The organism is Thermus brevis (assembly GCF_026427635.1).
GTDB classification, from domain to species: Bacteria; Deinococcota; Deinococci; order Deinococcales; family Thermaceae; genus Thermus; species Thermus antranikianii.
Genome location: NZ_CP102606.1, coordinates 1,270,106 through 1,289,949 on the forward strand (window position 1 = coordinate 1,270,106; position 19,844 = coordinate 1,289,949).

A 19,844-nucleotide genomic window follows, 5' to 3' on the forward strand; every position below is an offset into this window, starting at 1 on the left:
GGGTTTTGGTTTAGGAGGGGGAGATGAAGGGAGCGGAGGCACTTTTGAAAGCGCTGGAGCGGGAAGGGGTGGAGGTCATCTTCGGCCACCCGGGTGGGGCCATCATGCCCACCTACGATGCCTTATATGACAGCCCTATCCGCCACATCCTGGTGCGGCACGAGCAAGGGGGAGTCCACGCCGCCACCGCCTACGCCCGGGCTTCGGGCAAGGTGGGGGTGGTGATGGCCACCAGCGGTCCAGGGGCCTTGAACCTGGTGACCGGCCTGGCGGATGCCTACATGGACTCCACCCCGGTGGTGGCCATCACCGGGAACGTCCCCCGGGCCCTCATCGGAACCGACGCCTTCCAGGAGGCGGACGTCACCGGGGTGACCATGCCCATCACCAAGCACAACTACCTGGTGCAGGAGGTGAACGACATCCCCCGGGTGGTGAGGGAGGCCTTCCACATCGCCTCCAGCGGGAGGCCGGGGCCGGTGCTGATCGATCTGCCCAAGGATGTGCAGCTGGCGGAATTCACCGGTACCTTTGACGTGGAGCTGGAGCTTCCCGGGTACAAGCCCACCACCAAGGGCCACCCCAAGCAGATCGAACGGGCTCTGGATGCCCTGGAGAAGGCGGAGAGGCCGATCCTGATGGTGGGGGGTGGGGCCCAGCACGCCCACGGGGAGCTTCTGGCCTTTGCCGAGCGGACGGGAATCCCCGTGATCACCACCCTCATGGGCCTGGGGGCCTTCCCCGGGAACCATCCCCTTTGGCTGGGGATGCCGGGAATGCACGGCACCGTGGCCGCCAACCGGGCCATCCACCATGCGGACCTCATCCTGGCCATCGGCCTCCGCTTTGACGACCGGGTCACGGGGAAGGTTTCCCGCTTTGCCCCCCATGCTCACACCATCATCCACGTGGACATCGACCCGGCGGAGATCGGGAAGCTGGTGCGCACCCACATTCCCATCGTGGGGGATGCCCGCTCCGTGCTTCGGGAGATGCTGAAAGGGGCTAAGCCCCTGAAGCTGGCCTCCTGGTGGCGGCAACTGGAGGAGTGGCGCACCCGCTACCCGTTGCGCTGGAGGCCCAGGCCCCACCTGCAGAGCCAGGAGGTCATCAAGGCCTTCGCCGAGGCCACGGGGGGGCACGCCATCGTCACCACCGGGGTGGGGCAGCACCAGATGTTCGCCGCCCAGTTCTTCCCGGTGACCCGGCCGAGGAGCTTCATCACCTCCGGGGGCCTGGGCACCATGGGGGTGGGCCTTCCCTTCGCCATCGGGGCCAAGGTGGCCCGGCCGGAGGAACTGGTCATCGATTTCGACGGGGATGGCTCCTTCCAGATGACCCTCCAGGAGCTGGCCACCGTGGTCAAGTACAAGCTGGACGTGAAGGTGGTGATCCTCAACAACGGCTACTTGGGCATGGTGCGGCAGTGGCAGGACCTCTTCCACGCCAAGCGCTACTCCGAGGTGTACCTGGCGGACTCCAACCCCGACTTCGCCCGCCTGGCGGAGGCCTACGGCATCAAGGGGGTCAGGGTGGAGCGCAAGGAGGATCTGATGAAAGGGGTGGAGGCCGTGCTTTCCACCGATGGGCCCGTGGTGGCCGAGTTTAAGGTCTACCACGAGGAAGGGGTCTTCCCCATGATTCCCGCCGGGGGTGCGGCGGAGGACATGATTATCGAGCACCCGGCGGAACGGGAGGAGGTGGAGGCGTGAGGCATGTAATCTCCGTGTTGGTGCAGGACCACCCCCGGGTCTTGAACCGCATCACGGGCCTTTTCGCCCGCCGGGGCTTCAACCTGGAGAGCCTGGCGGTGGGGACCACCCATGTGCCGGGGCTTTCCCGCATCAGCCTGGTGGTTTCGGGGGACGACCACACCCTGGAGCAGGTGGAAAAGCAGCTGAACCGCCTGATCGAGGTTTTGAAGGTAACGGACCACTCCGAGCCCCATGTGGAGCGGGAGCTGGCCCTGGTCAAGGTCCACGTGGCCGGAGTGGAGGAGAGATTGGCGGTGAAGGACATCCAGGAGGCCTTCCGGGCCCGGGTGGTGGATGTGGCCCAGAAGAGCCTGATCCTGGAGCTCACCGGGGACTCCAAGAAGATAGACTCCTTCATCGAGGCCCTGAGACCTTACGGGATCCTCGAGGTCATGCGCACCGGAGCGGTGGCCATGAGCCGAGGGGAGCGTACCCTTAAGGTCAGGGAAAAACGGGAGGCGGTATGAAGATCTACTACGAGCACGACGCGGACCTAGGCTTCATCCAAGGCAAGAAGGTGGCGGTGCTGGGCTTCGGCTCCCAGGGGCACGCCCACGCTCTGAACCTCAAGGACTCGGGGGTGGATGTGCGGGTGGGCCTTAGGCCGGGGTCGAAAAGCGCCGCCAAGGCGGAGGCTATGGGCCTCAGGGTTCTTTCCGTGGCCGAGGCGGTACGGGAGACGGACATCGTGATGGTCCTCCTTCCCGATGAGACCCAGGGCCGCGTTTACCGGGAGGAGATCGAGCCCAACCTTAAGGAGGGGGCGGCCCTGGCCTTCGCCCACGGCTTCAACATCCACTTCGGTCAGATCAAGCCCAGGAGGGACCTGGACGTCTGGATGGTGGCCCCCAAGGGCCCTGGCCACCTGGTGCGGAGCGAGTACGTGAAGGGAAGCGGGGTGCCGGCTCTGGTGGCCGTGCACCAGGATGCCTCGGGTTCGGCCTTCCCCACCGCCTTGGCCTACGCCAAGGCCATAGGGGCGGCCCGGGCTGGGGTCATCCCCACCACCTTCAAGGACGAGACGGAAACCGACCTCTTCGGGGAGCAGGCGGTGCTTTGCGGGGGGCTTACCCGGCTCATCCAGGCGGGGTTTGAAACCCTGGTGGAGGCGGGCTACCCTCCGGAGATGGCCTACTTTGAAACCGTGCACGAGGTGAAGCTCATTGTGGACCTCATCTACGAGGCGGGCTTCGCCGGGATGCGCTACTCCATCTCCAACACCGCCGAGTACGGGGATTACACCCGGGGCGAGGTCTCGGTGCCGGTGGAGGAAACCAAGAAGCGCATGCGGGAGATCCTCCGGCAGATCCAGTCCGGGGAGTTTGCCCGGGAGTGGATGCTGGAAAACCAGGTGGGCCAGCCGGTCTTGGAGGCGAACCGCAAGCGCTGGAAGGAGCACCCCATCGAGGAGGTGGGGGCGAGGCTTCGGGCCATGATGCCCTTCCTGCGGGCAAGGGTATTGGAGGAGGTAGGTTAGGTGGGTACCAAAGGCCCCCCAATCTGGGGGGCCTAGTGCGTTTTAGGGAGGGAGAAGATGGAAAGGCACATCCGTATCTTTGACACCACGCTTAGGGATGGGGAGCAGAGCCCAGGGGTGGCCCTTTCCCTGGACCAGAAGCTGGAGATCGCCCACGCCTTGGCCCGGCTCAACGTGGACATCATCGAGGCGGGCTTCCCCGTATCCGGGCCCTTGGAGTTTGAGGCGGTAAGGCGGATCGCTGAGGAGGTAAGGGGCCCCATCATCGCCGCCTTGGCCCGCACCCACACCCTGGACATCGACCAGGCGGCCAAGGCCCTGGAGAAGGCGAAAAAACCCCGCATCCACGTCTTCACCTCGGCTTCCAAGATCCACCTCGAGTACATGCTGAAGAAAACCGAGGAGGAGGTCTTGGAGATGGCGGACCGGATGGTCCGCTACGCCAGGAGGTACGTGGACGACGTGGAGTTTTCCGCCCAGGACGTGATGCGGGCGGACTGGGACTTCGTGAAGCGCCTCTACGAGGTGGCCATCGAGGCCGGGGCCACCACCATCAACATCCCCGATACCACGGGCTACGGCACCCCCGGGGAGTATGGGGCCTTGATCCGGCGCATCCGGGATGAGGTGGTGCGGGGTAGGGATGTGATCATCTCCACCCACACCCACGACGACCTGGGCCTGGCCACCGCCAACGCCCTGGCGGGCATCGAGAACGGGGCGGGGCAGGTGGAGTGCACCATCAATGGCATCGGGGAGCGGGCGGGCAACACCTCGTTGGAGGAGGTGGTCATGGCCCTTTACGTGCGCCGGGACTGGTACAAGGCCAAAACCCAGATCAACACCCGGGAGATCTACCGGGTTTCCCGCCTGGTGGAGCGCTACACCGGCATGCCCGTGCCCCCCAACAAGGCCATCGTGGGGGACAACGCCTTCGCCCACGAGTCGGGGATCCACCAGGATGGCGTCCTGAAGCACCGCTCCACCTACGAGATCATGGACGCCGAGCTCATCGGCAGGCGCCCCGCCGTGATCGTGCTGGGCAAGCACTCCGGGCGGGCGGCCTTCAAGAAGGCCCTCGAGGACCTGGGCTATAAGGACCTCACGGAAGAGCAGCTTAAGGTGCTCTTCTCCCGCTTCAAGGAGATCGCTGAGAAGAAGGGACCTTTGTCCGCCGAGGAACTTCAGGCCCTGGTGGAAAGCGAACGGGAGCCCGCTTCCCAGTTCTTCGCCCTGGAGCACGTGCAGTTCTTCTCGGGCTCGGGACTTCTGCCCACGGCCACGGTGAAGGTGAGGACCCCGGATGGGGAAAGGGTGGCCACGCACACCGGGGATGGGCCGGTGGATGCCGTGTACAAGGCCATCCAGGAGGCCATTGGCCTCAGGCCCGAGCTGGAGCTCTACCGGGTGGAGGCCATCACGGGTTCCACCGAGGCCCTGGGCCAGGTGACGGTGAGGCTCCGCCTGGGGGAGCTCCAGGCGGTGGGGGTGGGGGTATCCCCCGACATCATTGAGGCCTCGGCCCTGGCCTTCCTGGACGCCGCCGGCAAGCTGGCGAGCGGCCGTGCCACCCGCCATCCACCCTCCATCGAGGAGGTCCAGCGGGGAGTCTAGTCCCACCCCACCCTGGCGCAGCCAGGGTGGGGGTTCCAGGAAGGGGAGTTCGGCTTAGCGAGGAAGGGCATAAGGCTGCCCAAGGGGATGAAGAGATGGTGGAGATCCTAGACACCACCCTCAGGGACGGGACACAGGGGGAAGGCATCAGCCTTTCCGTGGACGACAAGGTGGCCATCGCCAAACGCCTGGCGGCCTTTGGAGTACACCTCATCGAGGGGGGTTGGCCGGGGTCCAACCCCAAGGACGCCGAGTTTTTCCAGCGCATGAAGGGGGTGGACCTGGGGGAGGCCAAGCTTTCCGCCTTCGGGGCCACCCGCAGGAAGGGGCTTTTGCCGGAGGAGGATCCCTCGGTTCTGGCCCTGCTGGAGGCGGAAACCCCGGTGGTGGTCCTCTTCGGCAAGAGCTGGACCCTGCATGTCCTCGAGGCCCTGGAAACCACCTTGGAGGAAAACCTCCGCATGATCCAGGACACCGTGGCCTTCTTCGCCCGGCGGGGGAAGCGGGTGGTCTACGACGCTGAGCACTTCTTTGACGGGTACAAGGAGGACCCCGGCTACGCCCTGGCCACCCTGGGGGCGGCGGCCGAAGGGGGAGCGGACACCCTGGTCCTTTGCGACACCAACGGGGGCACCCTGCCCGAGGAGGTCTACGCCATCACCAAGGCGGTGGTGGAGCGCTTTCCCCACCTGCGGATCGGCATCCACCCCCACAACGACGCCGAGCTGGCGGTGGCCAACGCCCTGGCGGCGGTGCGGGCAGGGGCCACCCACGCCCAGGGCACCATCAACGGCTACGGGGAGCGCTGCGGCAACCTGAACCTGACCAGCTTCCTCCCCACCTTGGTCTTCAAGTACGGCATCCCCGCCATTCCTCCGGAAAGGCTTAAGGGGCTTAAGGAGCTTTCCCACTTCGTGGACGAGAGGGCCAACCAGACCCCCAACCGCCGGGCTCCCTACGTGGGGGAGTCGGCTTTTGCCCACAAGGCGGGGGTGCACGTCTCCGCCGTCTTGAAGAACCCCCGCACCTACGAGCACATTCCTCCGGAGTGGGTGGGGAATAGCCGCCGCTTCCTGGTGTCCGATGTCTCGGGGCGCTCCAACCTCCTGGCCAAGCTGCAGGAGCTGGGGGTGGATCTTTCCAAGGAGGAGGCCAAGCGCCTACTGGACGAGGTCAAGGCCCTGGAGTACGAGGGTTACGCCTTCGAGGGGGCGGAGGCCAGCTTCTACCTCCTGGCCCACCGCCTGAAGGGGGGAAGCCTGCCCTTCAGCGTGGAGGGATTTTCCGTCTTCGTCCACGGGAGCGGCCTGGACACCGCCTGGGCCGAGGCCGCGGTGCGGGTCAAGGTGGGGGAGAGCCTGCAGCACACCGCAGCGGAAAGCCCCTCGGGGCCGGTTTCCGCCCTGGACAGGGCTTTCCGCAAGGCGGTGTTGCAGTTTTACCCGGAGCTTTCCGATGTGGAGCTTACCGACTACAAGGTGCGCATCCTCTCCGGCCAGGAGTCGGGGACCAACTCCGGGGTGCGGGTGATGATCGAGATGAAGCGGGGGGAGGAGCGCTTCGCCACCGTGGGGGCCAGCGAGAACATCCTCGAGGCCTCCTTGAAGGCCCTCACCGACGGCTACGCCTACGCCCTCCTTCACCCGAGCCTCAAGGAGACGGTGCCCAAGGCAGGCTGATCTCGGGGAAGGCCAAGGGGCTTACGGGCTCGGAAGGGGAGAGGAGGCGGATGGACCGGTAGCGTCCCTCACGGGGCTCCCGGTAGACCTCGAGGAGGTTCTCCTTTAGGTTCACAAGCCATACCTCGGGGATTCCCGCTTCCGCATAGAGGGGAAGCTTCATCTCCCGGTCAAACTCTAAGGAAGTGTCCGCCACCTCTACGAGGAGGAGGACATCGGAAGGTTCGGGATGCCGGTCCTGGTACCGGTCCAACGGGGGCTTGAGGACCAGGAGATCCGGCTCGGGCTCCGAGTCCGGGGGAAGGCGCAAGGGGTTCTGTACCATTACCACCGCCTTACCCCGCAAGGCCTCGTGCAAGAGATCGTCCAGCCTAGCAACCATAAAGGCATGTTTGGGTCCAATCGGGCTCATCTGGTAGACCTCTCCCCTTAGGAGCTCCACCCGGGGGACATCCCGGAAGGCCCGCTCAAATTCCTCCACGCGGAAGCGGTAGCGGGTGGCCATGCCTCCATTATGCCCCTTGGCCCGAGTAGTGCCTTAGCCCCATGCGCCACAAGAGCCGCCAGAGGAGAAGAAAGGCCACGCCCCAGAAGAGCATCACCCAAACCCCCGGGAACAGATCCACCTTTTGCCCGGCCAGGAGGGCTGCGGGCAGGTAGACCAGGTAGGGGAAGGGGGTGAGGAGGGCTAGGGTCCTTAGGGGCTCGGGGAAGACCTCGAGGGGGGCGATGGTGCCGGAGAGGAAGAGGTAGAGGAGGAAGAAGACCTCTTCCACCGAAACCGCCCGCTCCGTGAAGAAGGTGAGCATGGCGGTGGTGTACTGCATCAGGTAGCGGAGCAAAAAGGCCAAAAGGGTGAAAAGGAGCCCCAGGAGGAAGGGGCCAGGTTCAGGCACAAAGCGGGCCTCGGGGAAGAGCCAGAAGAAGAGGAGGGTGAGGAGCACCACGAAGGGCAACCGGGCCAGGCGCTCGGCCACGTGGGCCGCCAGGTGGTCAAAAAAGGGGTCCAGGGGCCTTAAGAGCCGGAAGGAAAGCCGCCCTTCCACCACATCCCGCTCAAACTCCCACACCACCCAGACCACCGTGGCCTGGCGCACCAGGAAGACCATGAGGAAGTAACGGGCAAACTCCCCCGGGGACAGGGCAAACTCCCCGCCCCTGGCTGCCTCGGTCCAGACCCCGAGGAGGATCAGGGGCAAGGCCCCGGCCAGGGCCCAGAGGAAGAGCTCCGCCCGGTACTCCAGCATGTAGGCCAGGTAGACGGCGAGGAGGGTTTTGGCTTTCCTCATGCCTCCTCCAGGGCGGGGGTTTCGCTCAGCCCCGAAGGGGCGATCTTGTACACCCGGGCGATGACCTCTTCCAAAGGGGGCTCCCGCACCTCTAGGTCCTCCACGGGAAGGCTTTTAAGGATCTCCGCCACCCTTTCCGTAAGCCTCTCCCGGGGCACCAGAAGCCGGGCCTTTAGGCCCTCGAGGTCCCTGACCTCCCCGAAGGCTAGGAAGGCTTCCCTGGGCAGGGGATAGGCCAGGGTGAGCCCCACCTCCCGGTAGGGGGCGAAGCGTTCCAGAAGCCCTGCCAGGGGTCCATCGTAGAGAAGCCTTCCCTGGTGGATCACCAAGACCCGTTCCGCCAGGGCGGCGATGTCCGCCATGTAATGGCTGGTGAGGAGGACCGTGGCCCCGTAGCGCCGGTTGTACTCCCGGATGAACTCCCGCACCGCCACCTGGGCGTTCACGTCCAGGCCCAGGGTGGGCTCGTCCAGGAAGAGCACTTGGGGGCGGTGAAGGAGGGCGGCCAAGAGCTCCGCCTTCATCCTCTCCCCTAAGGAGAGCTTGCGCACGGGCTGGTGGAGCCTTTCCGTGAGGGAAAGCATCTCGGCAAGCTCCAGGACCCGCTTTTTGAACTCGGGCTCGGGGATCTCGTAGATGGCGGCGTTTAGGCGGAGGGAGTCCATGGCGGGGAGGTCCCAGATGAGCTGCTGCTTGTTGCCCATGACCAGGGTGATCTTCCTGAGGAAGGCCTTTCCCCTCCTCCAGGGCACGTGCCCCGCCACCAGGGCCTTGCCCCTCGTGGGGTGGACGAGGCCGGTGAGCATCTTGAGGGTGGTGGTCTTGCCCGCCCCGTTGGGGCCCAAAAACCCCACCACCTCCCCGGAATGGATCCTGAAGGACACCCCCTCCACCGCCCGCACCACCTGGTACTGCCGCAAGAGGAAGTGGCGCAGGGTGCCGAGAAGGGTCTCCTCCTTCCGGGCCACCCGGTAGTGCCGGGTGAGGTCTTCCGCCACCACGATGGGGCTTGCGCCCGCCATGCCTCCAAGTCTACCCTGGGAGGGTGCGCTACCTTCGGGTTTTGCGCCTCTTTCTCCTCACCTCCTTGGCGGCGGAGATGGAGTACCGGGCGAACTTCTACCTGGGCCTCCTTTCCTCCTTCCTCACCCTCCTCGGGGCCCTCTTCGGCCTTCTCCTCCTCTACCAGGGAGGGTATAGACCGGGGGGATGGGGGCTGGAGGAGGCCCTTCTGGTCCTCTCCGCCTTCACCCTGCTTCAGGGCCTCGCCAGCACCCTCCTCGCCCCCAACCTCAACAAGATCGTGGAGCACGTGCAGCAGGGGACCCTGGACTTCGTCCTCCTGAAGCCCATAGACCCCCAGTTTTGGCTCTCCTTGCGGGCTTTCTCCCCCTGGGGCCTGGGGGACTTCCTCCTGGGCCTCGGCCTCCTCCTCTACGCCGGGGCCCGTCTGGGCTTAGGCGCCTTGGACTACGCCCTATTCGCCCTTTACCTCCTCCTGGGAAGCCTCATGCTCTACAGCCTCTGGTTTCTTCTGGCCACCACCAGCATTTGGTTCGTGAAGATCTACAACGTCACCGAGGTCCTGCGGGGGCTCCTCGAGGCGGGGCGGTTTCCCGTGGGGAGCTACCCCGCCCTTTACCGGGTCTTCTTCACCTTCGTGGTGCCCGTGGCCTTCCTCACCACGGTCCCCGCGGAGGTGGCTTTAGGAAGGGGAGAAGCCTCCTTCTTCGCCCTCTTCCTCGCCTTCCTCCTCCTCGCCTTGGCCCGGGGCTTCTTCCGCCTGGCCCTTAGGAGCTACACCTCGGCGAGCAGCTGAACTCCCTGGGTCGCTTCTGGGTGAACAACCCTTTTTAGGCGAACCCTAGCGTCGGTTGGGTCCGGAGAATGCATTTGGCTTCTCCCTTAGTAGACTTGCTCCCGTTGCCCATAGCTGAAAACACTCACGCTGATCACCCGGTCCTGCCCGGTGGTGGGAAAGAAGGGCGGGGCAAGACCCCGGAGGAAGCGGCGATCGTAGGTAAAAGCGCGGCCGTAGCCTGTCTGATTGGTCCCGGTTTGAGCGTTGAAGGTTCCAAAGGCCCCGTAGTAGTACTGGATGATTCCCCCAAGGAGGTAAACGGAGCCTTTCTCGGGGATACTATTGTAGTTCTCCACGCCCACGATTCCCCGGGCGCTCATAAGGGTAGCGTGTACGTGAAGGTCCCTGGGAGCATTGCGACTGATCCAAATGTTCCCATTTTGGCTGTAGACCCCAAGGACGTTCCGAACACTCAGGTTGTCGCAGGTGGACGGGGCCACAGTGCCATCGGGTCTGCGTGTGGGCACGCCGGAGCAGGGGGGGGATTCGTACTTGAGGTCGTTGCCGATCTTGACATCGCCCGAGGCCGCCACAGTGATCTGGGCGAACTCCGCCAAGGCCGGGGGGGCGGAAGTGGGGTCAGTGGCGTTGGCTCGGTCGGGGCCCTGTAGGTTCTGGATCCTTCCTCCAGTAAAAATGACGCCGTTGAAGCGCACAGGGTTGCCGTTCCTTAGAACTTGTTGCCAAGAGGATCCGGAACCTCTCTGGTAAAGGACGCCATCCTCCCCGTAGCGGTAGGTTTCAGAGGAGGTCCTATTGCACTGGGGATTGTTGCAGTAGGTTACCTCTATGTATTGGTATTTGGTGACCCCAATAGGTAGGGGAAGGGTGCAGGGTACCTCCATCCCCGTGGTATCGTTTACGCACCTACGCGAGAGTCGAAGACTTTGGATGTCATTCTGGTAATAAAGGCCGTTAGCCCTTGCGGCTGCCTCCTGGTCCTGATTGTTTTGGGGGAGGGGAATGAAGCTTGCGCTCCAGTCTACTCCGGCGGTGAACTCGGGGGCGTGGGTGCCGTAGGGGTTGGTGTAGGAGGGCTGGCTGGCGTTGGGCTGCATGTTCCCGGCGAGGACGAAGCCTTGGCCAAAGAAGTAGGCCCCCGGCCGGGTCTGGCCCTGGCAAGAGGCTGTGCCAGGGTTGGTGCACCCTGCGCTGGTCATCTCTCCCCCGAACCAAGGCTTGCGGTAAAAGCGGAAGTGCTGGTTGGTGTGCACGGGCCCGTCAAAGAGGGTGCGGTCGGTGAACCATACATCGGTGCCATTTGGCAGGGTATGAACGTTGGTGAAGAGGGCGAAGCGGGCGAAGCTGGAGCGGCCTACGGTGAAGCGGTACTCCCCCTGTAGGACGATGTTGCGCCGGTACTGGCCCATGGAAGCCTCCGCCACCATGACGAAGGGCAGGGCGTAGGTTTGGCTGGTGGCGGTCCCCGCCCCCGTTCTAGGGCTTCCCTCCACGAAGCGGCCCGGGGGCAAGCGGAGGTTACCCGGCAGGGGAGTGCCGCAGGCCTGGGGGGTGAGGTAGACCCGGAGCCGCACTACGGCGGTTGAGCTGGTGGGAGCCAGGTTGACCCCGCACAGAAGTGGGTCCAGCTGCCCTTGGAGTTGCTGGGCAAGCCCCGAAAGGGCTTGAGCCACCAGTACAGGGTCTGGTGTGGGGCCCTGAGTGTTGCCCCCGTACGCCCAGGCGTCGGTAGAGCTTGCGGTCTGTTCCACCAAGGCGTCCAGTTTCGTCCTTCCCGTGGTGCTGAGGAAGTTCCCCCCCACGTTGGCGGCGCCCCTGGCTAGCATGAGCGTCTGGACGATGGCCTGGTCCTGGCCGCTGTGGCGGATTTCCCCCAGGGCGCGCAGGAAGATCAGGGTTCCGATGCCCGAGATTACCACAAGCGTAGCCAAGGCGAGAACGATGGCGATGCCCTTGCTCTTCATGATCCCTCCTCCTGATCCTTAGCGGCATGGCAGGATGCGCCTTGCTTGGTACTGGGCGTTTGAGCTCAGCTCCACCTGGCTCGTGTAGGTGCGGGAGAACCTCCGGCCGCGGGAGAGGAAGCTCGCTTCCAGGGCGATGGAAAGCCTCCTCAAGCTGTAAACCTTTCCCGTGGTGCCCTGGGTCACCTGGTAAGGAGGAGCGCCGGTGGGGTTGGAGAAGTCGTAGCTCGTGGTGTAATTGCCTCCAGAAGGGTCTGTCACTGTGTCGCCGAAGGCCGCTTCGTAAACGTAGTGGAGTTCAAAGCGGTCAAGGTCAAAAGCCACGGGCACCTCGCCACCTCCCCCCTCCCTGTAGACCAGTTGTCGGCCTAGGGGATCGTAGCGGAAGCCCAGGGTGCGCACCCGGAAAAGCAGGGTGTTCGGGGTGTAGTCAATGGTGTTGCCGCACCCGGCGTGGACCACGTGCCAGCGGTTGGGCTCTCCCCCCACAGGGTTGACCTCGGTCACCGGGAGAATCACGCCATCACCAGCGTTGTTGACCATGAGGACGAAGTCCCCGCGGGCGATGCCAAGTTGAGTAAGGTTGGGGGTCAGGGCTACGATCTTGGCCTCTGCGGCTTGCTTGAAGCTATTATTGCTCCCGCTGTCGTGGGGAAGTACCGGGTAGCCTGCCCCGCCCTCAATGAGGGCGAAGGAGATGCTTCCCCTGCCGCTCGGGTAGGGGGTGGAGGCGATGCCGCCAAGAACGGCGCTCCGAAGGTCCTGACTGAAGACCTCCACGATGCGCCTCAGCTTCGCCTGGGCGCTCACGGTAGCGTCTAGGTCCGATCGGCTCTGCATAAACTGCACCACGCCCCCGTAAGCCAAGGCCAAAACCGTGCTCAGGATAGCCAGGGCCAGCAGGAGCTCCAAAAGCGTCAAACCACGACCCTTGCGCATGCGAGCCTCCTTTAATTGATTCCGGGAAGAAGCGGTGCGCTGGGGGTCCCGGAAAGGGGCGAAGAAGCGTAGGTGAGTGCCTCTGTGCAGTGCTCCTTGCCTGCTTGACGCCAGCACACCTGGATGCGGTACTCGTTTACCGCAACCCCGAGGTTGCTTGCCCATGATGGGGTGCCGAGGTTTTCAATGCTTACCCGATAAAGGTCTGGGTTAGCGAAATGGACTTCCCTGGGTAGGTCTGGAAAAACCTGTCTTAACGTGCCGTAGTCATAGGTGAGGTAACTAGGGGGAAGTAGGCTTGTTTCTCCGCCTACAATTCTGCGCCCAACGTAGTTGAGGATCTGCACCGCCTGGGTACGGGCTCCGGAGACGGAGGTTTGCCGAAGACTGGTGATCAGCGTGGTGTTGAGTGCAACCAGCACCAGGCTCAGGATGGCGAGGGCTACCAAAACCTCCACGAGGGTAAGGCCTTTGGCTGAGAAGGATCTTGTTCTCATGGCTCCACCTTTACTTCCCCGATAAGCGAGATCACGTATGTGTAGCTCCTGGAGTCCGAGCTAACCCTGAAGCGGAGGGGCTGGGTGAGGTTGTTTCCGGTTGCGTCCACCACTTTGCCCGGGGGGGTTAGCCGTGCGACTACACCTGTCGGCAGGTCCAGCGATACTCCTTGCGGTACCTCTAGGATGCGCAAGGTCCGGGCTCCATCCCTGATTTCCAGTCGGTTTCCCGTAAAAACCACATCCAAAAGTGCGCCCCGGCTAGCGGCCTCGGTGGCCCCCTGCCAAAAAAAACCCTGCAAGGAGCGGAGAAAAGCCGCTTGCTCCTGACCTCTTAAGGTCTTCCGACTGTTGAAGACCGCTATGGCAAAGATAACGAGGAGGAGCCCGACCACAACCAAAAGCTCTATCAGGGTCATCCCCTTGCGCATGCCCGCCTCCCTAATAGGGAGGGTACCCCTAACCAAGCATTCCCCGCATCCCCCAAATGGGGGGGTAGAATGGCCTGGCATGTGGGCGGCACTTCTGGTTTTTCTCCTGGCCTACCTCTTCGGCTCCGTGCCCGCTGGGGTCCTGGTGGCCCGCACGTATGGGGTGGACCTGCGCCAGGTGGGCTCGGGGAACATCGGCGCCACCAACGTCCTCCGGGCGCTCGGGTGGGGGCCCGCTTTGGTGGTGGCCTTCTTTGACGTCTTCAAGGGCGGGATCGCCGTCCTCATCGCCCGGGCCTTCGGGCTTTCCGACTGGATGCTGGGCGGGGTGGCTTTGATGGCGGTTTTGGGCCACAACTACTCCCTCTTCCTGCACTTTAGAGGAGGGAAGGGGGTGGCCACCAGCTTCGGCACCCTCCTCTTCCTGGACCCCGTCTTGGCCCTTTGGACCTTTCCCATTGGGGTAAGCGTGATGCTCCTCACCCGCTACGTCTCGGCGGGGAGCATGGCCGGTGGGGTGGCGGCCTTCGTCCTCTCCCTGGCCCTGGGAAGGCCCCTGTGGGAGGTGGCCACGGTCCTCCTCATGGCCCTCCTCATCTTCTGGACCCACCGGGAGAACCTCAAGCGCCTCCAGGAAGGGACGGAAAGGCGTTTGGGGGAGCGGGTGGAGGTGAGGGATGCTTGACCTCTTGGTCATCGCCCCCCACCCCGACGACGGGGAGCTGGGCTGTGGGGGAACCCTCGCCCGGGCCAAGGCGGAGGGGCTTTCCACGGGGATTCTGGACCTCACCCGGGGGGAGATGGGCACCAAGGGCACCCCGGAGGAGCGGGAGAAGGAGGTGGCCGAGGCGAGCCGCATCCTGGGGCTGGACTATAGGGGCAACCTCGGGCTTCCCGACGGGGGGCTTGCCGACATCCCTGAGCAGAGGCTCCTTCTGGCGGGAGCCCTGAGGCGGCTTAGGCCCCGGATCGTCCTCGCCCCCCTCGAGGCCGACCGCCACCCCGACCACACCGCCGCAAGCCGCCTCGCCGTGGCCGCGGTCCACCTGGCGGGCCTGAGGAAGGCGCCCCTGGAGGGGGAGCCCTTCCGGGTGGAAAGGCTTTTCTTCTACCCGGGGAACCACCCCTTCGCCCCGAGTTTCCTGGTGAAGATCTCCGCCTTCATAGACCAGTGGGAGGCCGCGGTCCTGGCCTACCGGAGCCAGTTTACGGGGGAAGCGGCGAGCGAGACCGTGGGGCCCAAGGGGGTGGAGGCCCGCAAGGCCATGCGCCGCTACTTTGGGAACTACCTGGGGGTGGACTACGCCGAGCCCTTCGTGAGCCCCCTTCCCCTCCTCGCCACCCCCTGGGGACGGGCCTAATACCACCACACAGGATACCCGAAATGGGGCCAGGAGAGGGCTTTGGGGGTGCTTAGAAAAGAGGCTCCTGGCTCACCGCCTTCACCGGGCGGCCTTCTTTGGGCGGGAGGCTTTCCAGGGCCCGCTTCACCTCTTGGATGTCCAGCCAGGTGAGGTGCTTGGGGCTTCCGGGGGCGCGGCTTGGGTTTCTGAGGAGGTAGGCGGGGTGGAACATGGGGAAGACCCGGATGCCGTGCCACTCGTGCCACTTTCCCCGGACCTTGGTGATGGGGACCTTCTCCCCCAGGAAGAACTCGGCCGCCACCGCCCCCAGGGGGACGATGATCTGGGGGGCGACAAGCTCAATCTGCTTCACCAGCCACTTGTCCGTGCAGATCTTGGCCTCGTCGGGCAGGGGGGCGCGGTTTTGTGGGGGGCGGCACTTGACGATGTTGGTGATGTAGACCTCCTCCCGGGGGATGCCCGCGGCCTCGAGGATCCGGTTGAGAAGCTGCCCCGCTTTCCCCACGAAGGGGCGCCCCGTCCGGTCCTCTTCCTCGCCCGGCCCTTCCCCCACGATCATCAGCTGGGCGTCGGGGTTCCCTTCCCCGAAGACCACCTGGGTGCGGCCCTCCGCCAGGCGGCAGGCGGTGCAGGCCTTGGCCTGGGCTTGTAGCAGTTCCAGGGTCATTGCAGGGGTTTCCGGGCCTTCCGGGCCTCCCGCCGGGTCTTGGGGTCCAGGCCGATCATGAGGAAGAAGTTCTCCAGGGCGTTTTCCTGGCCCTTGATCTCGGGGTGCTGGTCCTCCGGGGTGCCGGTGACAAATGGCAGGGATTTGTAGAGCTCCAGGGCGTACTGCACCACGGCCTCCGGCCCCTCAGCCTCCGCCACCTCGGCCAGCTTGGCGTAGACCTCGCGCCGGGCTTCCGCATGGCGGCGGAAGACCTCCGGATTCGGTGTTTCCGGCGCCCGGAGAACGTCCTGCTTGGCGATGCGGCGGTAATGCTTCAAGCCCCGAACGATCTCCTCCGTGGTCAGCGTGATCTTGAACTCCATCCCCGCTCCTTTCCGGCCTAAGGGCCCTACCTTTGGGAGATTATATAGCCGGAAGGAAGGGCAAAGCCAGGTAAAGGGCGACCCTTGTCAGGGCCCAGGGCCGGGCGGGTTATCGGGGGATTCCTGGTGCTTCCTTGGGGACCTCGAGGGCCAGCGTAGGTTAAAGTGGCTATACTTGTAGGGATGGAGGTTTTGGGTAACTATTGGCTGCGGCGCATTCTTGCCCGTATTGCTTCCGTGGTCGTTTACGAAGGCCAGGATACCCACACCGGGATGCCGGTGATGGTGCTCAAGGGGGCTCAGGGGGTACCGGCTTTGGGGGAGGGGGTACTTCCCCTTTTGGAGGAGACCCCGGAAGCCTGGGTGCTGGAGTGGCCCATCGGGGCGGTTCCCTTAAGCCAGTACCTGGGGGTGGCGGATCTGGAGCGCCTGGAGCATTGGGTAAGGGAGATGGCCCGTATTCTGGCGTCCTTGAAGGCCCAGGGGGTGTCCCATGCCCCCATCCCCGAGCTTTGCCTGGTGAAGGGCAAGCGGGTTTGGCTGGCCGGGGCAGGGCTTAAGGAACTTTCCGGGGAGCCGGAGAAGGCCCTCGCCGCTTTGGCTCGAGCCTTGGCCGGGGAGCGCTATCCCGAGTTTCCGTTAAGAGAAACCTTGGAAAGGATCGAGGCCAAGGAGGAATCCCTGGAGGTTCTTTTCTCCGAGCCCGTCCATGGTGCACAGGAGGCCGAGGCCCTGACCCTGGAGACCCCTGGACAGGAAGATCGGCCCCTCCAGGATGCCTCCTCCAAGCCCGAGGAGGAGCCCAGGCTCCCTTCCGCCTCGCGGAAGGTGCTGAGCGTGGACCCTGTTTCCGAACCCCTGGAGGGCCAGGAGGTTTCTCCGACCAAGGAAACCACGCCCCCCGAGGGCAAGACCCCAAGCCGGCCCCGGGTCATCCGCATCGAGGAGCCCGAGGAGCCTTCCTTTACCGTGGTGGAACCTCCGCGGCCCAGAAGGCGGACCTTGCTTTTGGGGCTTCTGGGCGCCGTGGTGCTTTTGGGTCTGGCCCTTTTGTTCCTTCGCCCCTCCTCCCCTTCCGGAGGGGGCTACGTGATGGAGTTCCGCACCGATCCTCCCACGGAGCGGGCGGAGGTGTTTCTCCTCGAGGCGCCGGAGGGTTCCAGGATGGCGCCCGGCCAGCTGCTCCTCACCGCTCCAGGCCGGGCAGAGTTTGACCAGAAGGGGGTATACCGCTTGCGCATCCGGGTGGCGGGCCGCGATCCCGTGGACTACCTCCTGGAGGTGCCGGGGCCGCCCTTGGTCATCAAGGTACGCTAAGGCCATGACCGAGCACCCCGCCATTTACGTGTACCGTTACTTCTTCGCCGGGGAGGAGGCGGGGGAGGGAAGGTTGGAGGTTCGCCCTCAGCCGGAAGGGGGCGTGAAGGCCACCCTCACCGCCGAGGTGAACCTGCCCCTGCCCAAGACCCGCCAGCGCTGGCAGACGGAAACGGACGCCGAGGGCTTCTCCCTGTACTTCGCCGAGCGGGTGGAGGGGCGGGAGAGCCGGGTCTTCACCGTGGAGAGGCTGGAGGAGGAAGGGGTGGTCCTGGTCACCCAGGGCAAGGAGAGCGTGGCCCTGCCCTTCGTGGCGCCCTACCACGACCCCCTCTCCCTCCTCCTGGCCTTGCCCCGCCTGGCCCTGGAGCCGGGAGGGGTGGCCCGCTTCCCCATGCCCGGGGGGCGGGTGTATGTGGAAAGGCTTGCGGACCTCGAGGTGAATGGGCGCATGCGCTGGCATTACCGCCTTCGCCCGGGGCTTACCCTGGTGGAGCTGGAGGAAGGGCTTCCCGCAAGGATGGCCCAGCAGGTGCAGGACCATGTGTTCGAGGCGGTGCTCGAGGGGGTGGAGGAGGTGAAGAGGCGCCGCCGCTGGGTATAGTGGAGGCATGATCTACCGCGCGGAGGAGGTGAGGGAGCGCTTCGCCCGTCGGGGCCTTTCCTTTGACCCCACGGTGGAGGAAATCGTGCGGGGTATCCTGGCCGCGGTACGGGAGGAAGGGGATGCGGCCTTGGACCGCTTTAGCCTGGATCTGGACGGCCACCCCGTGGAGGAGATTCCCAAGAAGGCCTGGCGCCAGGCCTACGAGGATCTGGACGAGGAGTTCAGGGACGCCTTGGAGACGGCCAAGGAGCGCATAGAGGCCTTCTATCGGGAAGAGGCCAAGGGAGGATTTTTGAAGGCGGATGCCAGCGGCCTTCTCGGCCAGCTGGTCCGCCCCCTTTCCCGGGTGGGGGTGTACGTCCCCGGGGGGAGCGCCCCCCTTCTTTCCAGCCTCCTCATGAGCGTGGTGCCTGCCAAGGTGGCCGGGGTGGCGGAGGTGATCGTGGCCAGTCCCCCGAGGGTCCACCCCGGGGTGCTGGCCGCCGCCTGGGTGGCAGGGGCGGACCGGCTTTTCGCCATGGGTGGGGCCCAGGCCATCGCCGCCATGGCCTACGGCACCCAGCGGGTTCCCCGGGTGGACAAGATCGTGGGGCCGGGCAACGCCTACGTGGTGGCGGCCAAGCGGCAGGTGTTCGGCACCGTGGGGTTGGATGGTCTGGCGGGACCCACGGAAACCCTTATCATCGCCGACGGTTCCGCCTCTCCTAGGCTTCTCGCCGCTGACCTCTTGGCCCAGGCGGAGCATGGCCCCGACTCCGAGCCCTGGCTCCTCTCTCCCGACCGGGCCCTCCTGGAAAGGGTGGAGGCGGAGCTTTCCCGCCAGCTGGAGGGTCTGCCCCGGGCGGAGATCGCCAAGAGGGCTTTGGAGCGAGGAGGCCTGGTGCACACCCAGGACCTCGAGGAGGCCCTGGAGCTGGCCAACCTCTACGCCCCCGAGCACCTTTGCCTGGCCCTGGCGGATCCCCTGCCCTGGCTGGGAAAGGTGCAAAACGCCGGGGGGGTCTTCCTGGGGGAGGGTAGCCCTGAGGCCCTGGGGGACTACATCGCCGGGCCCAGCCACGTGATGCCCACCTCGGGCACCGCCCGCTTCCAGGGGGGGTTGGCGGTGCGGGACTTCTTGAAGGTGATCCCCGTGATGGGCCTAAGCGAGAACGCGGTGAAGGACCTGGCCCACAAGGGGGCGCTTCTTGCCCGGGCTGAGGGCCTCGAGGCCCACGCCCGTTCCCTGGACCTGCGGCGATGAAGCTCTTTCACGAGATCCTGGGCCCCGTAGAGCTTCCCGACCGGTTGGAGCGCATCGTCAGCCTGGCTCCCAATGTGACCGATGCCCTTTTCGCCCTGGGGGTGGGGGAAAGGGTTTTGGGCCGAAGCGCCTTCTGCCACCGCCCGGCGGAGGTCCTCTCCTTGCCGGTCCTGGCCTCCTACACCAAGACCCGCACCGAGCTTCTCCGGAGCCTGAAACCCGATGTGGTCCTCCTTTCCACCGGGGTGCAGCGGGATCAGGCCCTGCGGCTTAAGGAGGAGGGCTTTCCCGTCTACGCCCTTCCCCTGCCCTTGAGCCCCTACGGCATCCTGGAAAACCTCTCCACCTTGGGGCATCTTCTGGACCTGGAGGAGAGGGCTTCGGAGCTCGCCCACCAGCTTGCCGAGCGGTATGGCCGCCTCAGGGGGCGGTTTGACGTGAAGGTCTACTTTGAGATGGACCTGGGCGGGCCCATCACCGTGGGCCGGGGGAGCTATATCGCCCAGGCGCTTTTGCACCTGGGGCTTAGGCCCATCTTCCTGGATGTGCCCCAGGCGTATTTCCCGCCGGACCTCGAGGAGGTAAAGCGCCGCAAGCCTGACCTCTTCCTTTACGAGCCCAAGCCCTGGGGCCGGAATCCCCTGGAGAAGGCCCGGACCCTGGCCAGGGAAAGGGGCTGGGACCTCCCCGTGGTGGCCACGGACGGGGACGAGCTCGCCCACTACGGGCCCATGTTCTTCGCCTTCCTGGAGAAGCTGGCGGACCGGGTGGCGGAAACCTTAGGCCAAGGTTAAGAAAACCCGGCTTTGGAGCGT

Annotated in this window: 21 protein-coding genes; 12 read left to right on the forward strand and 9 right to left on the reverse strand. The window is 65.0% G+C overall.

The features are described 5' to 3' along the window. Positions 1-23 precede the first annotated feature (23 nt). The 5 genes from ilvB to cimA all read left to right on the forward strand — a co-directional run bounded on the left by ilvB (position 24) and on the right by cimA (position 6,524). Positions 24-1,712 carry a biosynthetic-type acetolactate synthase large subunit gene (ilvB, locus tag KQ693_RS07075; protein ID WP_267260733.1) on the forward strand — a complete coding sequence of 563 codons (1,689 nt, stop codon included), beginning with the start codon at positions 24-26 and terminating at the stop codon, positions 1,710-1,712. Continuing rightward, positions 1,709-2,221: an acetolactate synthase small subunit gene (ilvN, locus tag KQ693_RS07080; RefSeq protein ID WP_015716745.1), complete on the forward strand. Its 513-nt coding sequence runs from the start codon at positions 1,709-1,711 to the stop codon at positions 2,219-2,221. The genes ilvB and ilvN overlap by 4 nt, the downstream gene beginning before the upstream one ends. Then, on the forward strand, positions 2,218-3,231 hold the full coding sequence (ilvC, locus tag KQ693_RS07085; RefSeq protein ID WP_267260734.1) for a ketol-acid reductoisomerase: 1,014 nt from the start codon (positions 2,218-2,220) through the stop codon (positions 3,229-3,231). The genes ilvN and ilvC overlap by 4 nt, the downstream gene beginning before the upstream one ends. A gap of 57 nt (positions 3,232-3,288) precedes the next feature. After that, positions 3,289-4,845, forward strand: coding sequence for a 2-isopropylmalate synthase (locus KQ693_RS07090; protein WP_267260735.1), 1,557 nt, complete (start codon positions 3,289-3,291; stop codon positions 4,843-4,845). Between the two features lie 95 nt (positions 4,846-4,940). Next, positions 4,941-6,524 (forward strand): citramalate synthase, encoded by a 1,584-nt coding sequence (gene cimA, locus KQ693_RS07095; RefSeq protein WP_267260736.1) that lies wholly within the window; start codon positions 4,941-4,943, stop codon positions 6,522-6,524. On the opposite strand, the gene KQ693_RS07100 is transcribed toward cimA, so the two are convergent. Genes KQ693_RS07100 through KQ693_RS07110 form a run of 3 tightly spaced genes read right to left on the reverse strand, consistent with a single transcriptional unit; the run spans position 6,496 to position 8,835 of the window. After that, positions 6,496-7,029, reverse strand: coding sequence for a Uma2 family endonuclease (locus tag KQ693_RS07100; protein WP_267260737.1), 534 nt, complete (start codon positions 7,027-7,029; stop codon positions 6,496-6,498). The two genes, cimA and KQ693_RS07100, sit on opposite strands and share 29 nt — an antisense overlap. A gap of 7 nt (positions 7,030-7,036) precedes the next feature. Further along, positions 7,037-7,813 carry an ABC transporter permease gene (locus KQ693_RS07105; protein ID WP_015716749.1) on the reverse strand — a complete coding sequence of 259 codons (777 nt, stop codon included), beginning with the start codon at positions 7,811-7,813 and terminating at the stop codon, positions 7,037-7,039. Further along, a complete protein-coding gene (locus KQ693_RS07110) occupies positions 7,810-8,835 on the reverse strand; it encodes an ABC transporter ATP-binding protein (protein ID WP_267260738.1) in 1,026 nt (341 codons plus the stop codon). The genes KQ693_RS07105 and KQ693_RS07110 overlap by 4 nt, the downstream gene beginning before the upstream one ends. A gap of 23 nt (positions 8,836-8,858) precedes the next feature. Between KQ693_RS07110 and KQ693_RS07115 the strand changes: the two genes are divergently transcribed. Further along, the gene (locus tag KQ693_RS07115; protein WP_267260739.1) at positions 8,859-9,632 is read left to right on the forward strand and encodes an ABC transporter permease; all 774 of its coding nucleotides are present in this window, start codon (positions 8,859-8,861) and stop codon (positions 9,630-9,632) included. Between the two features lie 86 nt (positions 9,633-9,718). Here the strand turns inward: KQ693_RS07115 and KQ693_RS07120 are convergent, their stop codons facing one another. Genes KQ693_RS07120 through KQ693_RS07135 form a run of 4 tightly spaced genes read right to left on the reverse strand, consistent with a single transcriptional unit; the run spans position 9,719 to position 13,466 of the window. Next, positions 9,719-11,599: a DUF4900 domain-containing protein gene (locus tag KQ693_RS07120; RefSeq protein ID WP_267260740.1), complete on the reverse strand. Its 1,881-nt coding sequence runs from the start codon at positions 11,597-11,599 to the stop codon at positions 9,719-9,721. A gap of 18 nt (positions 11,600-11,617) precedes the next feature. Then, complete coding sequence (locus KQ693_RS07125) at positions 11,618-12,538, reverse strand: prepilin-type N-terminal cleavage/methylation domain-containing protein (RefSeq protein ID WP_267260741.1); 921 nt, start codon at positions 12,536-12,538, stop codon at positions 11,618-11,620. Positions 12,539-12,549: 11 nt separating this feature from the next. Further along, entirely contained in the window at positions 12,550-12,996 is a 447-nt protein-coding gene (locus KQ693_RS07130; RefSeq protein WP_267262359.1) for a type IV pilus modification PilV family protein, read from the reverse strand. Between the two features lie 35 nt (positions 12,997-13,031). Continuing rightward, positions 13,032-13,466: a prepilin-type N-terminal cleavage/methylation domain-containing protein gene (locus KQ693_RS07135; protein ID WP_267260742.1), complete on the reverse strand. Its 435-nt coding sequence runs from the start codon at positions 13,464-13,466 to the stop codon at positions 13,032-13,034. Between the two features lie 79 nt (positions 13,467-13,545). Here KQ693_RS07135 and plsY point away from each other — a divergent pair, with 79 nt between their 5' ends. Both plsY and bshB1 read left to right on the forward strand, forming a co-directional pair. Further along, the gene (plsY, locus tag KQ693_RS07140) at positions 13,546-14,151 is read left to right on the forward strand and encodes a glycerol-3-phosphate 1-O-acyltransferase PlsY (protein ID WP_267260743.1); all 606 of its coding nucleotides are present in this window, start codon (positions 13,546-13,548) and stop codon (positions 14,149-14,151) included. Continuing rightward, positions 14,144-14,827: a bacillithiol biosynthesis deacetylase BshB1 gene (bshB1, locus tag KQ693_RS07145; RefSeq protein WP_267260744.1), complete on the forward strand. Its 684-nt coding sequence runs from the start codon at positions 14,144-14,146 to the stop codon at positions 14,825-14,827. Before plsY ends, bshB1 begins: the two co-directional genes overlap by 8 nt. Positions 14,828-14,879: 52 nt before the next feature. Here the strand turns inward: bshB1 and KQ693_RS07150 are convergent, their stop codons facing one another. Both KQ693_RS07150 and KQ693_RS07155 read right to left on the reverse strand, forming a co-directional pair. Next, on the reverse strand, positions 14,880-15,497 hold the full coding sequence (locus tag KQ693_RS07150) for a uracil-DNA glycosylase (RefSeq protein WP_267260745.1): 618 nt from the start codon (positions 15,495-15,497) through the stop codon (positions 14,880-14,882). Further along, positions 15,494-15,862 (reverse strand): hypothetical protein, encoded by a 369-nt coding sequence (locus KQ693_RS07155; protein ID WP_014515903.1) that lies wholly within the window; start codon positions 15,860-15,862, stop codon positions 15,494-15,496. Before KQ693_RS07155 ends, KQ693_RS07150 begins: the two co-directional genes overlap by 4 nt. Before the next feature lie 183 nt (positions 15,863-16,045). Between KQ693_RS07155 and KQ693_RS07160 the strand changes: the two genes are divergently transcribed. Genes KQ693_RS07160 through KQ693_RS07175 form a run of 4 tightly spaced genes read left to right on the forward strand, consistent with a single transcriptional unit; the run spans position 16,046 to position 19,823 of the window. Then, the gene (locus KQ693_RS07160) at positions 16,046-17,179 is read left to right on the forward strand and encodes a hypothetical protein (RefSeq protein WP_267260746.1); all 1,134 of its coding nucleotides are present in this window, start codon (positions 16,046-16,048) and stop codon (positions 17,177-17,179) included. Between the two features lie 4 nt (positions 17,180-17,183). Next, positions 17,184-17,783, forward strand: a complete 600-nt coding sequence (locus KQ693_RS07165) for a hypothetical protein (RefSeq protein ID WP_219759938.1) — start codon at positions 17,184-17,186, stop codon at positions 17,781-17,783. A gap of 7 nt (positions 17,784-17,790) precedes the next feature. Beyond that, positions 17,791-19,029, forward strand: coding sequence for a histidinol dehydrogenase (hisD, locus tag KQ693_RS07170; RefSeq protein ID WP_267260747.1), 1,239 nt, complete (start codon positions 17,791-17,793; stop codon positions 19,027-19,029). Continuing rightward, positions 19,026-19,823: an ABC transporter substrate-binding protein gene (locus KQ693_RS07175; protein WP_267260748.1), complete on the forward strand. Its 798-nt coding sequence runs from the start codon at positions 19,026-19,028 to the stop codon at positions 19,821-19,823. The genes hisD and KQ693_RS07175 overlap by 4 nt, the downstream gene beginning before the upstream one ends. Positions 19,824-19,844: the final 21 nt, after the last annotated feature.

Excerpts from the sequence above, each read along its gene's own strand:
- ilvB (WP_267260733.1), top strand. The coding sequence starts at position 24 with ATGAAGGGAGCGGAGGCACTTTTGAAAGCGCTGGAGCGGGAAGGGGTG.
- ilvC (WP_267260734.1), top strand. The coding sequence starts at position 2,218 with ATGAAGATCTACTACGAGCACGACGCGGACCTAGGCTTCATCCAAGGC.
- KQ693_RS07090 (WP_267260735.1), top strand. The coding sequence starts at position 3,289 with ATGGAAAGGCACATCCGTATCTTTGACACCACGCTTAGGGATGGGGAG.
- cimA (WP_267260736.1), top strand. The coding sequence starts at position 4,941 with ATGGTGGAGATCCTAGACACCACCCTCAGGGACGGGACACAGGGGGAA.
- KQ693_RS07100 (WP_267260737.1), bottom strand. The coding sequence starts at position 7,029 with ATGGCCACCCGCTACCGCTTCCGCGTGGAGGAATTTGAGCGGGCCTTC.
- KQ693_RS07105 (WP_015716749.1), bottom strand. The coding sequence starts at position 7,813 with ATGAGGAAAGCCAAAACCCTCCTCGCCGTCTACCTGGCCTACATGCTG.
- KQ693_RS07110 (WP_267260738.1), bottom strand. The coding sequence starts at position 8,835 with ATGGCGGGCGCAAGCCCCATCGTGGTGGCGGAAGACCTCACCCGGCAC.
- KQ693_RS07120 (WP_267260740.1), bottom strand. The coding sequence starts at position 11,599 with ATGAAGAGCAAGGGCATCGCCATCGTTCTCGCCTTGGCTACGCTTGTG.
- KQ693_RS07125 (WP_267260741.1), bottom strand. The coding sequence starts at position 12,538 with ATGCGCAAGGGTCGTGGTTTGACGCTTTTGGAGCTCCTGCTGGCCCTG.
- KQ693_RS07135 (WP_267260742.1), bottom strand. The coding sequence starts at position 13,466 with ATGCGCAAGGGGATGACCCTGATAGAGCTTTTGGTTGTGGTCGGGCTC.
- plsY (WP_267260743.1), top strand. The coding sequence starts at position 13,546 with ATGTGGGCGGCACTTCTGGTTTTTCTCCTGGCCTACCTCTTCGGCTCC.
- bshB1 (WP_267260744.1), top strand. The coding sequence starts at position 14,144 with ATGCTTGACCTCTTGGTCATCGCCCCCCACCCCGACGACGGGGAGCTG.
- KQ693_RS07150 (WP_267260745.1), bottom strand. The coding sequence starts at position 15,497 with ATGACCCTGGAACTGCTACAAGCCCAGGCCAAGGCCTGCACCGCCTGC.
- KQ693_RS07155 (WP_014515903.1), bottom strand. The coding sequence starts at position 15,862 with ATGGAGTTCAAGATCACGCTGACCACGGAGGAGATCGTTCGGGGCTTG.
- KQ693_RS07160 (WP_267260746.1), top strand. The coding sequence starts at position 16,046 with ATGGAGGTTTTGGGTAACTATTGGCTGCGGCGCATTCTTGCCCGTATT.
- KQ693_RS07165 (WP_219759938.1), top strand. The coding sequence starts at position 17,184 with ATGACCGAGCACCCCGCCATTTACGTGTACCGTTACTTCTTCGCCGGG.
- hisD (WP_267260747.1), top strand. The coding sequence starts at position 17,791 with ATGATCTACCGCGCGGAGGAGGTGAGGGAGCGCTTCGCCCGTCGGGGC.
- KQ693_RS07175 (WP_267260748.1), top strand. The coding sequence starts at position 19,026 with ATGAAGCTCTTTCACGAGATCCTGGGCCCCGTAGAGCTTCCCGACCGG.